The organism is Nocardia sp. NPDC049526 (assembly GCF_044465765.1).
GTDB lineage: Bacteria > Actinomycetota > Actinomycetes > Mycobacteriales > Mycobacteriaceae > Nocardia.
This window is the reverse complement of record NZ_JBITMA010000005.1, coordinates 649,437-661,918: the sequence shown is the minus strand read 5'-3', so window position 1 is coordinate 661,918 and position 12,482 is coordinate 649,437. Positions and strand designations below refer to the sequence as shown.

The 12,482-nt window shown below is 65.4% G+C and carries 14 protein-coding genes; 5 read left to right on the top strand and 9 right to left on the bottom strand.

The window, feature by feature from the left end; translation table 11 throughout:
• Positions 1-243 precede the first annotated feature (243 nt).
• Together ACIBW7_RS19650 and ACIBW7_RS19645 are read right to left on the bottom strand one after the other, a co-directional pair.
• Positions 244-831 (bottom strand): GNAT family N-acetyltransferase, encoded by a 588-nt coding sequence (locus ACIBW7_RS19650; RefSeq protein ID WP_397048084.1) that lies wholly within the window; start codon positions 829-831, stop codon positions 244-246.
• Positions 828-2,117, bottom strand: coding sequence for a helix-turn-helix domain-containing protein (locus tag ACIBW7_RS19645; protein ID WP_397048082.1), 1,290 nt, complete (start codon positions 2,115-2,117; stop codon positions 828-830). The genes ACIBW7_RS19650 and ACIBW7_RS19645 overlap by 4 nt, the downstream gene beginning before the upstream one ends.
• A gap of 503 nt (positions 2,118-2,620) precedes the next feature.
• On the opposite strand from ACIBW7_RS19645, the gene ACIBW7_RS19640 reads away from it, so the two are divergent.
• Both ACIBW7_RS19640 and ACIBW7_RS19635 read left to right on the top strand, forming a co-directional pair.
• Positions 2,621-2,758: a hypothetical protein gene (locus tag ACIBW7_RS19640; RefSeq protein WP_397048080.1), complete on the top strand. Its 138-nt coding sequence runs from the start codon at positions 2,621-2,623 to the stop codon at positions 2,756-2,758.
• Positions 2,759-2,763: 5 nt separating this feature from the next.
• Positions 2,764-3,042, top strand: coding sequence for a hypothetical protein (locus ACIBW7_RS19635; protein WP_397048078.1), 279 nt, complete (start codon positions 2,764-2,766; stop codon positions 3,040-3,042).
• Here the strand turns inward: ACIBW7_RS19635 and ACIBW7_RS19630 are convergent.
• A complete protein-coding gene (locus ACIBW7_RS19630; protein ID WP_397048076.1) occupies positions 3,039-3,539 on the bottom strand; it encodes a GNAT family N-acetyltransferase in 501 nt (166 codons plus the stop codon). The genes ACIBW7_RS19635 and ACIBW7_RS19630 overlap by 4 nt on opposite strands.
• A gap of 60 nt (positions 3,540-3,599) precedes the next feature.
• Here ACIBW7_RS19630 and ACIBW7_RS19625 point away from each other — a divergent pair, with 60 nt between their 5' ends.
• A complete protein-coding gene (locus tag ACIBW7_RS19625; RefSeq protein ID WP_397048074.1) occupies positions 3,600-4,235 on the top strand; it encodes a class I SAM-dependent methyltransferase in 636 nt (211 codons plus the stop codon).
• A 90-nt stretch (positions 4,236-4,325) separates the two neighbouring features.
• Complete coding sequence (locus ACIBW7_RS19620; protein ID WP_051182880.1) at positions 4,326-4,718, top strand: hemophore-related protein; 393 nt, start codon at positions 4,326-4,328, stop codon at positions 4,716-4,718.
• Between the two features lie 17 nt (positions 4,719-4,735).
• Here the strand turns inward: ACIBW7_RS19620 and ACIBW7_RS19615 are convergent, their stop codons facing one another.
• Positions 4,736-5,920, bottom strand: a complete 1,185-nt coding sequence (locus tag ACIBW7_RS19615) for a sensor histidine kinase (RefSeq protein ID WP_397048071.1) — start codon at positions 5,918-5,920, stop codon at positions 4,736-4,738.
• Positions 5,917-6,573, bottom strand: a complete 657-nt coding sequence (locus ACIBW7_RS19610; protein WP_397048069.1) for a response regulator transcription factor — start codon at positions 6,571-6,573, stop codon at positions 5,917-5,919. Before ACIBW7_RS19610 ends, ACIBW7_RS19615 begins: the two co-directional genes overlap by 4 nt.
• A 149-nt stretch (positions 6,574-6,722) precedes the next feature.
• Here ACIBW7_RS19610 and cqsA point away from each other — a divergent pair, with 149 nt between their 5' ends.
• On the top strand, positions 6,723-7,955 hold the full coding sequence (gene cqsA / locus ACIBW7_RS19605) for an alpha-hydroxyketone-type quorum-sensing autoinducer synthase (protein WP_397048066.1): 1,233 nt from the start codon (positions 6,723-6,725) through the stop codon (positions 7,953-7,955).
• On the opposite strand, the gene ACIBW7_RS19600 is transcribed toward cqsA, so the two are convergent.
• The 4 genes from ACIBW7_RS19600 to ACIBW7_RS19585 all read right to left on the bottom strand — a co-directional run bounded on the left by ACIBW7_RS19600 (position 7,949) and on the right by ACIBW7_RS19585 (position 12,468).
• Positions 7,949-9,454, bottom strand: coding sequence for a sensor histidine kinase (locus tag ACIBW7_RS19600; RefSeq protein WP_397048064.1), 1,506 nt, complete (start codon positions 9,452-9,454; stop codon positions 7,949-7,951). The two genes, cqsA and ACIBW7_RS19600, sit on opposite strands and share 7 nt — an antisense overlap.
• On the bottom strand, positions 9,451-10,167 hold the full coding sequence (locus tag ACIBW7_RS19595) for a response regulator transcription factor (RefSeq protein ID WP_397048062.1): 717 nt from the start codon (positions 10,165-10,167) through the stop codon (positions 9,451-9,453). Before ACIBW7_RS19595 ends, ACIBW7_RS19600 begins: the two co-directional genes overlap by 4 nt.
• A gap of 70 nt (positions 10,168-10,237) precedes the next feature.
• Positions 10,238-11,866, bottom strand: coding sequence for an NTF2-like N-terminal transpeptidase domain-containing protein (locus ACIBW7_RS19590; RefSeq protein ID WP_397048060.1), 1,629 nt, complete (start codon positions 11,864-11,866; stop codon positions 10,238-10,240).
• Between the two features lie 224 nt (positions 11,867-12,090).
• A complete protein-coding gene (locus tag ACIBW7_RS19585) occupies positions 12,091-12,468 on the bottom strand; it encodes a VOC family protein (protein WP_397048058.1) in 378 nt (125 codons plus the stop codon).
• Between the last annotated feature and the right edge of the window lie 14 nt (positions 12,469-12,482).

Here is a 12,482-nt window from a genome sequence, read left to right as displayed (position 1 = left end):
GTATTCGGCTACCGCGCGTTCGAGAGCCGGCGCTGATGCCGCATTGCGCAACGACATTGGTGCGAAGCACTGGGCCTCAACGAGGCCGGGGACATCCGTTGGATTCAGCTCGCCCAGCGGGTCGACTTGGTCGACCGCGGTGAGATCGTCGGTGCTGCAACGGTTGTGGCGGTATATCGGGCGCTCAGCCTCCCAATTGCGCCGCACCTGCCGGCGGAAGTGATTCATGCCGGGCGTTCCCGGTCAGCTAATAGGCAGATCGCGGATCAGTACGTCGAATGTGGGTGCGTCGGGCCAACTCGGCGTAAGGGTGCCTACCCGATACCAGCCCCAGTTCCGGTAAGTGGTGTAAGCGCGGGTGTTGTCGGGGCGGACGAGCAGTGTCGCGCGTTGTTCTGCTCGGTGGCCGAGGAGCTCGTTGTGTAGGGCATGGGCGATGCCGCGGCCCGTGAGCTCGGACCGCACCATGATTTCGCTGAGTGCGAATGTGCGGGAACCATTCTCGGCGGTGAAATCGGCTGCGTTGCCCTCGTCCAGTTGGAGGCCACCCCACCATGCGGTGTTCTCATGTAGCGGCCAGCCCCACGCCTGGCCGCATGCGCGTCCCTCGAGCTCCGCGATCACCAGCTCGAACCCGGCGGCGCGACTGGGGTCGGTGTATGCGTCGAAGCGGTGCATGAATGCCTCCGGCGCCTCGAATTTCTCGCCAGCCTCGATCGCATGAACGTAAGAACCGCGGAATACGTCCTCGATCTCCGTTCGTCGCTCGCGGGCCTGTTCGGCTGAAAGATGGTGGAACGTCAGAGCGGTCGCCTTCCGGTCTGGATTCATACGGTGGTGCCCCTTCTCTCCAGTTCGTCGAATCGTTGCCGAAATTCGTCGGAATATCCCTGCAACGCATCACGGACTGGCGCAAGCAGTTTGAGGGTGCGGGTGGAGGAGATCTCTCGTTCGAGGTCGGTGATGACCGAAAGCCCTTGATCGGCCGCACCTTCGATATCTCCAACATTCGCCAAGGCCGCGGCCCAGCCTGCTCGATAGTTCGCGGCGTTGCGGGCACCTGCCTGCTCCAGCGCGAGTCCGGCCGATAGGGTTGCTGCCTTCGCCAAGTCGCCGAGGTCTCCGATACCGCGGGCTTCGTGGCATCGGATCTCGGTGGTCGTGACGAACTGGAGCCATCGGGGGCACTCCCCGGACGACTCGTGCTCGAACGCGAAATCGAGTTCACGCCAAGCAGTGGCAACGGCTTTGCCGAATCCGGTGCGGTCACCGAGGACGCCGTATGCCTGGGCTTCACGGATGGCCATCAAAGCATGGACGCGGCCTGGCGGGCGACCACGGCTCAGATCCTGCGCACGTCCGATGAGCCCGAGCGCGCGGTGCGGGTTCGCTTGGCCGGAGCGTGACAGTGTGGTCGCCTGATGTGCGGCGTTCAAACATACGTGGACGGTTAGTTCTTCGTCGCCGGCCTGGTTGGCCAATGCGAACGCATCGGCATAACAGCGGCGCGCGAGCGGGTGCATCTCGGAGTCGTAGGCCAACCAACCGGCGATTGTTGCGAGCTCGCCCGCCGCGCGCATGAAAGCCTTGCCCGCTTGTTCTTCGAAGGCACATGTCTCCAGGACGGCCTTCGCCCGTTCGAGTTCGTCCACGGCTGTCTGCACCAGTGCTGTGCCACCCACGATCTGCTCGCGCTGGGCAATGTCCTCGACGTTCGCCGCGAGTCGCTGCGCGTCGGCAATTCCGATCCGACTCGGGAACGGGGCGGAATTCACGGCAGGAAGTACAATCGCGGTCCCGAGCAGGACTCCGAACTCCCGGCGCTTCACTTCGTCGCCCTCGACTTCCCGTGCAATGTGCGGTGCACCCATCGTCAGGCTATCGTCGGCAACCGCTGCCCGAAACCGTTGCGCCTGCTGATCATTTAGACGGGCAAGTTCGGAGTCCAGATCCTGGGCAGACTTCCCTCGTACCGGGCGGGATGCTGTCGCCTTCTCCCACTTCCTGATTGTCGGAGGCTCGTAGCCGACCTGCGCGGCGAACTCGTCCTGCGTCATCCGCAGTGCCGCCATGCGAAGAGCTTTCACCTCCACACCCGTCCACCTGTTGACGATCATGGCCACCCCTGTTTCGCGTCCACAACGCTCGGTATCGGAAGCGTATTACTTGCGTGCGGTTTTGTGGCTGGGATCGAAGTGGCTGGTCGGCGACGCTTTATGGGCATCCGAGGTCTCGGGTGTCGACCGCAGTCAAGGGGAGGGATCGTGACGAATTCGAAACTGCCGCAGCGGTATCCGATTGTCGGGCCGCCAGTCGCGTACAGCGGTGCTACGGCCGATGTGGTCGAGCGGTTCGCGGATGCCGTTCGCGAGTGGGCTGGACAGTCTGGGCAAACGGAGCGCCGAGGTATCGAGTTCCCGGCAGCTGCGCATCGTGAGGCGCTGTGATGCGACGAGATCGGTTGCGTACCACGCAAACTCGAGACGGGCGCAAGGTTGCGGTGTGGCAATTGGTCGGGTGCTCCGCGCGGGTGTTGTGCGTGCAACTCACTTCGGAATCGTTCGCTGCGTATTGCTTGCCGTCGCGCGCGCCGCTGACGGGAGTTCAACCCGGAACGGTCATGTTCGATCCGTATCTCGATTTGGCCGCCGCTCGGGAGTTGCTGCCCAAGCACAGTGATCTGTGGGACGCGCTTCGAGACGACTACTGGGGGGCGCTCATGAATTCGAATGGCCTGCCGAACTCATTGGAGGCATAGGGCAGATGTCCGAGATTCCTCGGGGCGCGATCGCTCCGTCTGTGCGCGCGCTGCTCGCCGCTTTTCACGAAGAAACCCATTTCAAGCTCGACCTCGCCCCCGTCCACAGCATGCCGATCTACGAGCGCGCAGTCGATGGCTGGTTGTGTCGAGTCGGCGAAGACGGCTGGCTCCTGGACGCCGACTTGGACAAGAGCGCCGCGGTCACGGGTGAGGACAGCCGGAGCCCGATGCGTCCGGACCTATCTGGCGAACCACAGCTCGGGACGGACGGTCTCGTCTAGTTCTTCGGCGAGAAACCGACCTGCTTGACGTAGCGGTGGGCGGGAACCGACACCGGGCCATCGGGTCCGGGGGCCTGGTGGTTGAACAGGCCCGCATCGATCCACCCGTGGCGGGCATAGAAGGCGCGGGCACGGGTGTTGCCCGGAACTACAGCCAACCAGGCGCGGGGATGCCCGTTTGCATGTATGCGCTGCTCGGCGGCGAAGAGCAGGGTTGCGGCGACTCCGGTGCCGCGGTGGTGGCGGGATAGGTAGACCTGGTCGACTTCGTCGTCGAGGGTCATGACGAAACCGGCTACCTCGTTATCGATGATCGCCACAGTGGTGTCGTCGATTCGCTGTGCTGCGCGAACGCCGAACGATTCCTGAGGGCGGACGGCGATGAGTTCGTTGGGGACATTGCCGAGGTGGGCGTCGCGCCAGCCTTCGTACCAGATGGTCGCGATGGGTTCGGCGTCCTCAGGGCGGGCGGGGCGCAGATATGGGGAATCGGTCATCAACGCAATGTAGCCCGGTGGGGTTGACATGAACCCTGGTTGAGGTTGAAGGCTGGGGATATGAATCGACCGCCTGAATTCTGGAATGCCGTCTATGACAACGGGTCCGCGCCGTGGGTGATCGGGGAGCCGCAGCCCGCGGTGCTCGAACTGATCGAGCAGGGGTGGATTCGGGGTGCGGTGCTCGATGTGGGGTGTGGCGCAGGTGAGCACACCATTCGGCTGACCGAGCTCGGCCATGACGTGCTCGGAGTGGATCTCGCGCCGAGTGCGATCGCATACGCCAGGGCCAATGCGCGGGAGCGCGGTGTGGCCGCGCGGTTCGAGGTGGCCGATGCGCTGAATCTGGGGGACGAGCCGCGCTACGACACCATTCTCGACAGTGCGCTGTTCCATGTCTTCGCCCACGACAACGGCGATCCGACCGATTATCTGCGCAGCCTGCACCGGGTTCTGAAGCCCGGCGGGTACCTCCACCTCCTCGCGCTCTCGGATGCCGAACCCGGCTTCGGTCCGCGCATCAGCCGCACCGCGATCTCCGACGCGTTCGGCGCGGGCTGGGATTTGGCAGAACTGAAGCCCGCACGGTATCGCGGACGCGTCAGCGAGGCTGTCGTCGAGGCACAGGAACTCGACCTCACCCCGGGCAGCATTGTCGATGAGGCAGCTTGGCTCGCCCGCGTGCGCCGTTCCTAGCGCTGTGCAAACACCCTGCCTGATGGACTGTGCATCGGGTCGCGACACTGCCTGCCGTGATCCGATCGCCAATGGAAAGGGTCATTCGTCATGACATACACCCGTACCGGATTCGTGCGAACCGCTGTTGCACTCGGCGGTCTGCTCGCGGCGGGGGCGCTACTGGTTCCTGGAACCGCTTCGGCGCAACCGGGCATCGGCGGCGGACTGATCGAGACGACATGCAGCTTCGCGCAGGTGGACGCGGCCATTCACGCCGAGGCGCCCAAGCTCGCCGAACGCCTGGACAGTCATCCCGATCGCAAGGCGAAGCTGCAGGAATTCCTCGGGCTGCCGGTCGAGCAGCGCAAGCAGCGCGCCCAGCAGTGGATCGATAACCACCCGAATGCGCGGACCAAGATCGAGGAGAAGCGCAATTCGCCCGAGGGCCAGCAGAAGATCGACAAGCTGCGCCAGATCGCGAACACCTGCCACAACTACTGAGTCGAACGCGGGCGGCGCTATCCGGCGTCGCCCGTTCGGTTCTCGATGGTGACCGTGACGGTGAGTCCGCCCTCGGGCCGCGCGGTCGCCCGGACCTCGCCACCGTGGGCGTGCGCTACCGATCGCACGATCGACAGGCCCAGCCCCGCGCCCCGGCTGTTCGGTGCGTGCGCCGATTCGGCGACCCGTTCGCCGGAAGCCAGTCTGCGGAACGGTTCGAAGAGTCCGTCGACCTCGAAGGCAGGCACCACCGGCCCGATGTTCTCGACAACGAGCTGGGCATTGCCCTCGGTGCTCACCGATCTGATCGAGACCCAACCTTTTTCGCTGACGTTGTAGCGAATCGCGTTGTCCACCAGGTTCTGTGCCAGCCGTTCCAGCAACACCGGATCGCCGGAGACCGGAGCCGCCTCGATATCGGTGCGGATCTCGATACCGGCCCGGTCGGCGGCATCACCCGCGACAGTGACCACCCGACGGACCACCTCGGCCAGATCGACCCGACTGCGCTCGATGAGCCGCTGCTCACTGCTCGCGAGCACCAGCAATCCGTCGATCAGCCGCTCGTGCCGATTATTGACCTCCAAAAGCGTTGCCCCGAGCCGGCGCGTCGATTCGGGTGCGTCGGGATCGTCCAGCGCCACTTCGATCAACGTGCGATTGATAGTCAACGGTGTGCGCAGTTCATGTGAGGCATTGGCGACGAAGCGCCGCTGACCGTCGAAGGCGCGATCCAGCCGTTCCAGCATGGCGTCGAAAGTGTCTGCCAGATCCTTGATTTCGTCATCGGGTCCGGTCAGCGCGATCCGCTCGTGCAGGCTGCGATCGGCCACCCGACGCGCGGTCGCCGTGATCTGCTGCAGCGGATGCAGGGCCCGCCCGGCCAGCAGCCAACCCAGTCCGCCCGCGACGATCCCGATCGCGCCCAGGCAGACCAGGGACCAGACAAGCATCGCCTCCAAGGTGTCGCGGCGCTCCTTGGCGGCCTGCGCGGTCAGCGCCGTGTACAACTCCTCGGTGACGATCGGCCGGTTCCGTTTGGCCAGGTATTCGCGCACGAGGATCTGGGCACCCATGCCGTGTCGCCGATCCAGCGACCGATCGAGGTAGAAATACATCAGCGCAACCAGAATCGCCCCGGCGATGAAGAACGCGCCCGCATACAGCAGGGTGAGCCGGAGCCGAATGGTGCGGCCCCTCATCGGACGCGGTACCCCACGCCCGCCTCGGTCTCGATCACCGGCGGATCGCCCAATTTCCGGCGCACCATCATGATCGTGTACCGCACCACCCCCGTGAACGGATCGATGTTCTCGTCCCATGCCTTCTCCAGTAGCTGCTCCGCCGAGACCACCCCGCCGTCGGCACGCAATAATTCGGCCAGTACCGCGAACTCCTTGCGCGACAACGAAACCGGCTCACCGTCGCGGGTGACGGTCAGCCGATGCGGGTCGAGCCGAATCCCGGCCCGCTCCAGCACCAGCGGTGTCGCGGGACGCGCGCGCCGTCCCAGCGCCTGAATGCGGGCCACCAATTCGGCGAATGCGAACGGTTTGGTCAGGTAGTCGTCGGCGCCGAGACCGAGCCCCGCGACTCGCTCGGCCACCGCCGCGGCGGCGGTCAGCATCAGAATCCTGGCGTCGCTGCCTGCCTCGGTGAGCGAGGTGCAGACGATGTCTCCGGATACCGTCGGTAGATCGCGATCCAACACGATCACGTCATAGTCGTTCACCCCGGCCCGCTCCAGCGCATCCGCGCCGTCATACACCACATCGACCGCCATCGCATGCCGCCGCAGCCCATCGGCTATCGCGTCGGCCAGCAACTGCTCGTCTTCGACCACCAGTACCCGCACCCGACCATCGTGCCTGTTGTCGCTGTTAGGCCGCTGTTAGTGCGACAGAACCCGCGTCGAGTTGGCGATTTCGGCTCATCCGGCCATGCGGAGTGATTCAATCTGCTCGGTGTGCTCTGTAGTAGCTGATAGCAGTGAAAGGAGTTCGGATGACAATGTCGGTCGCCGACCGCATATTCCTTCGCGTCAACCGATTCCATAGGGAACGGGTCGCGATCGCATGGGGCGGACGGCATATTCTGCACGGCCGTAAGCCGAGGCCGGGTGACGTCGTGCTGACCAGCAATGACTATCTCGCGCTTGCTCACGAGCCGCATATCGTCGGCGCGATGTGCGCGGCATTGCAGTACGCGAGCGGGGGAGCGCCGCCGTCGGGCGTCTTCCTGCACGGCCCCGACCATCCGCAGATCGCGCTGGAAACGACGCTTGCCGAACATATGCGGGCGGCGGGCGGAATTCTGTGTCAGTCGGGCTGGGATGCGAATGCCGGGTTGATGCAGTCGATCGCCGACTCGCATACGCCGGTCTATGTCGATCACATTGCGCATATGTCGCTGTGGCACGGCGCGAAAACCGCTGGCGCGCCGGTATATTCGTTCCGGCACAATTTCCCGGGCCATCTGCGCGACGAGATCCGCAAGCACGGGCCCGGCATCGTTGCGGTGGATTCGATCTACAGCAGCAACGGGAGTCGCTGTCCGCTGACCCAGATCTGCGATGTCGCCGATGAAACCGGCAGTGTGCTGGTGGTCGACGAATCGCATTCGCTCGGCACCGACGGGCCGTACGGTGCGGGCATGGTGGTCGCGCTCGGCCTCACCGACCGGGTGCCATTCCGGATCGCCAGCCTCGCAACGGCTTTCGCAGGACGCGCCGGATTCGTCGCCGCGAACAATATCGATTTCGTCGACTACTTCAAGATGGAATCCGATCCCGCGGTCTTCTCCGCGACACTGCTGCCGCACGATATCGCCGGTCTGGCCGCGACGCTCGATGTGATTCGCATCGACGAGTGGCGGCGGGTCCGGCTGCGCGAGATCTCCGCTGTCGTGCGGCGTGCGCTGATGGCGTTGGAATTCGATCTGGAGGGTTCGGCCAGCCACATCGTCGCGCTGCAGACCGGTTCGGATGAGCGCACCATCGCGATCCGCGACTTCCTGGAGGCCCATGGCGTTTTCGGTTCGGTCCTGTGCTGGCCCGCTACCGCGCCCGACCGCGCGCGCATCCGCTTCTCGCTGCACGCGGGGCTCACCGATATGCAGGTGGATCGACTCATCCAGGTGTGCACCGAGGTTCGCAACAACTTCGGCGCGATGGCGCCGCTGCCTCACGAAAGGCCGAGGCCCGCACCGACTCCAGCGCAACTCGTGCCGACTCAGTGAGCTACCTGGGGGGCCGTCGCACGCGGCAGGATCACCGTGAAGGTCGCGCCGTTGCCCGGCTCGCTGTCTACGCTCACCCGACCACCGTGCGCCGCCACAAGGGCCTGCACGATCGATAGCCCCAAACCCGTTCCGCCACTGGCCCGGGTGCGCGAATCGTCGGTGCGATAGAACCGTTCGAAGACGCGGGCGGCGGCCTCCGGTGTCAGGCCGGGGCCGGTGTCGATGACATCGATGCGCACGTCATCCGTGGACGGGGTGAGCCGCACGGTGATCGCGGCGGTGGCCGGAGTGTGGGCCAGGGCGTTGCCGAGCAGGTTGGCCAGCACCTGCCGCAATCGCGGTTCGTCGCCGGTCACGTCCATGGTGCCGACGCCGGGACGAACCTCCAGGGTGATCGGACGTCGAGGTTGCTGCCGCGCCGCCATGGCCTGCGCATTGTGCACCGCATCGCCGGCGAGCGCCAGCAGATCCACTTGGCGGCGGTCGAGTGGGCGTTTGGCATCCAGCCGCGCGAGCATGAGCAGATCCTCGACCAACAGGCCCATGCGCTCGGCCTCGCCCTCGATGCGGCCGACCACCATGGACGCATCCGTGCTCGCGCCTTGGCGGTAGAGCTCGGCGAAACCGCGAATCGTGGTGAGCGGAGTGCGCAATTCGTGGCTGGCGTCGGCGATGAACTGGCGCATCCGGCGTTCCGAGCGCCGTGCGTCCTCTTCGGAGGCCTCGGTGGCTGCGACGCCGTGCTGGATCTGCGCGAGCATCGCATTCAACGACCGAGCCAACCGGTCGACCTCGGTATCGACATCACGCACCGGAACGCGCCGGTGCAGATCGCCGCCCGCGATCGCCGCCGCGGTCTTCTCGACATTGCGCAGCGGCCGCAGACTGCGCCGCACGACGAAATACCCGACCACACCGAGCGCGATCAGCCCGGCCGCACCGATGCCGAGTTCGAAGTAGATCAAGCGCGATACTGTCTCCTGGTTATCGGTGAGCGGCAGCGCGATGGTCGTCGAGCCGTACCGGTTGCTGGTGGTCAGGGCGCGCCACCGCACCTCGGATCCGTCGGTCGAGCCGACGGTCGTGGGGACCGATGCCGTTTTTCCGTCGATATCCGGTGTGGTGCCGATGCCGGCGACCGTGACCGAGGTGCCCGGATAGGTCTGTCCCTCAGGGCCTTTGTGCAACTCGTAGAAGCGGCGGGGTTGATCGGTGAACAGCCGAGGTGTCGGCGCCTGCGGCAGGTCGGCCGGAACCCACACCGTCGCACCGTCATTCGTGACGACCTGCTTCATTTCGCGTGGTTCGGCCCATGAGCGAGCGGCATCGTAGAGCTGCTCGTCGGTGCGCGCGGTCAGCGATCGACTCAAGGCGGAGGTCACCGCGATGCCCGTGGCGAGCAGCACCATGGCGGCCAGGAAGACCAGGGCGACAACAAGTCCCACCCGCAGCGGGATGGCCGACACCCGCCGGGCGAGTGATTCGCGCAGTCTCATATCCGACTCGGCTGCGGTGCGCGCAGCACGTAGCCGACGCTGCGCAGCGTGTGGATGAGCTTCGGCTCGGTGGTATCGACCTTGCGCCGCAGATACGACACATACGACTCGACCACCCCCGCATCGCCGCCGAAGTCGTAGCGCCACACGTGATCCAGGATCTTCGCCTTGCTGAGCACCTTGCCCGAATTCACCATGAAATACCGCAGCAGCGTGAACTCGGTCGGCGACAATGCCACCGGGACACCGGCTTTCCAGACTTCGTGACTGTCCTCGTCGAGTTCGATATCGCCCACCGCGATGCGGGAGGAAAGGTCGGCTACGGCATCCCTGCCCGACCGCCGCAGGATGGCCCGCAGCCGGGCGATCACCTCTTCGAGGCTGAACGGTTTGGTGACGTAATCGTCGGCGCCGAGGGTCAGTCCGGTGAGTTTGTCGTCGACCTCGTCGCGCGCGGACAGGAACAGCACCGGCGCATCGATCCCGTCCGCGCGCAGCCGCCGCAACAGCCCGAACCCGTCCATGCCCGGCATCATCACATCCACGATCAGCGCGTCCGGCCGGAACCGGCGTGCCTTGTCCAGCCCGTCGGTCCCGCTGATCGCGGTGACCACCTCGAACCCCTGAAATCGCAGACTCACCGCAAGGAGCTCGACAATCATCGGCTCATCATCGATGACGAGAATGCGTGCTTCCGGCTCTGCTCTGCTCATTCCACTAGCGTGACGGGCCGAGCCAGGTCGCAGCTCAGGACAAGCTGGGTGTTGGCTGTGAGCCGTCGACCTATCCGAGGTCCGGATGGAAAATGCGTTCGGCCGCTTTCCGAAGGCTGGTGCTGCTGTCCGGATCCTCGACATGGAGCGCGAAGACCAACTCGCCGGTATTGGCGAGCAGCCAGCCCTGTCCGCCCGCTGTGGTGACATATCCGCCGCCGCCGATCAGGCCGCGGAGTTGGTCGACCACCGCGGCGGGCAGGGGACTCGATTCAGCGGAAGTCGCTGCCGGGCGGCCGATTTCGATCATGGGTGGGGTGATGCGTCCATTGGCGATGGCGGCGGTGAGAATCGCCATGCCGTAGGGACTGGCCTGGATTTCGCTCGCCCGGCCGCCGCGTCGGGTCTCTTCGGTCCCCGGGGCCGGGATTCGCGAACTCACCTTGTCCAGACCCGTCAGCTCGAAATCGACCCCGAGGCCGAGCGCGCGGGCGGCCTGGGTGATCTCGTCGAGGGATACGTTCTGGGGCGGTTTGTGCGCGATGGTGGCCGCGGCCGTCCGCAGTAGTTCGGAAGTGCCGCCGATCGGGGCGAGCCCGGCGAAGGCCACCGGTTCGTTCGTGCCGGCCGCATTGTTCTCGGCGGCGGCGACAATGGCTCCGGTCGCGGGTCGGATCGCGACGACGGCCGCCGGATTCCCGAGGTAGTTGACCGCATCCTGGGCGGCGCGCTGCCAGTACGGATCCAGGGTCGCGGACACATCCGGCGCCGGTGTGCCCTGCTGTCCGGCGATGTTTGCGATCGGAAGCCCGTCGGATCCCGATAGCTGCACCGCCCAGCCCGCGGTCCGGTCCCGGTTGTCCTGCCACACCGTGCGCAGTGCGTCGAGCATGGGGGATTGGATGCGCCGGTCGGCAGAGATCAGCCGGGGCTGCGGCTGCGCCACCACCCCGGGAATCGGCGTGATGTCCGGTTCGAGAACCGCGAAGTCGTCCTGCCGCAGATTCACCGCGACGACCGGTTGACCTTTGGCGGCGGCGAGTTGCGCGCGCAAGGACGCGCCGGTGATCAGCGGGGCGACCGGCTCGATGGCCTTCGCCAGCGCGTCGGTGGTGGCAACCGGATCGGTGATGCGGGCGGGATCGAGCCGGACTACAGCGATGATCTGCTCGGTCATCAACGCCTGTCCGAGACTGTCCTTCACCACGGGCGGCGGCGTCGGGTAGGCCTTTACCAGGTGGACCTTGCGAGTGTTGTCCAGCTGTGGCATGGCGATGGTGGGGTCCCAGGAGATTCGCCAGCCGGTAGCCAACTTTCGGACCGTGCCCTGCGCGTCATATATCCAGTTTCGATCGCGTCCGAATGCCCACGCGCCCTGCAAGGCGAAGATGCCCTCCCCGGAATCCAATGCGATGAATTGCGACAAACGGAAGTCCGGAGCGCCAGGGCCCAATCCCTCGAAAACCTGTCGCAGCGATGTGGCGGCATTGCTCGGTTGGGAGGTCAATTTCGCGGCGCTATCCGCATCCCGCTTGTTCAGCAGCTCGGTGAACTGTTCGACCGCCACCCTCGCGTCATCCGGATACTCGTCGAATGAACAGGCGCACCCGCTGAGGGCCGCCGCGAGAATCACTGCGCCGAGTGCCGCCGACCATCGTGTGCGGCTCACGTGCGGTCCGAAGCCCGGGGAATTGCTCATCGGGATCCTCGATTCTCGAGTTCAACCGCGATTGATGGTCGTCAGCATCCGATAGCGCAGCGCAATGGACTTCGAGGCTAGCCCGCGCATTCGGCAGCTATCCATTCGATAAGCCGGATAGCTGCCGAATTGCGATGGACTCGAGATGTGGCCTTATATTGGCTCCCCACAACAAAGTTCGAGCCGACCGAGGGACCCCGGCCGATGGCCGAGGTCCCGTCGGATCACGACTGCGGCGGTGGGCTGAAGATGCCGAAGTCGTTTCCGGAGGTGTCGAGGATGTGCGCGAAGACGAGGCCGTCCTTGCCGGTGACCGGTGGGACCGACACCTTTCCGCCCAGCTTTTCGGCGGCGGCGACCGTAGCCGGCACATCCTGAACGAGTACGAAGAAGGTTGCGTGATTGGCCGAGGCGTCGGGGGTGTGCGAGATGCCGCCGCTGGGCGCCTCGCTCGCGGGGTAGCTGACCAAGTTGTAGCCATCGGCATTCGGATCGGCGGCGAAGCTCCAGCCGAACAGATCGCCGTAGAACTTCTCGACCTCCTGCGGCTTATCGCTGCCGACCTGGAACCAGGCAACCGTGTTGAAAGGGGGAGTGCTCACCGTGTCGTCTCCTC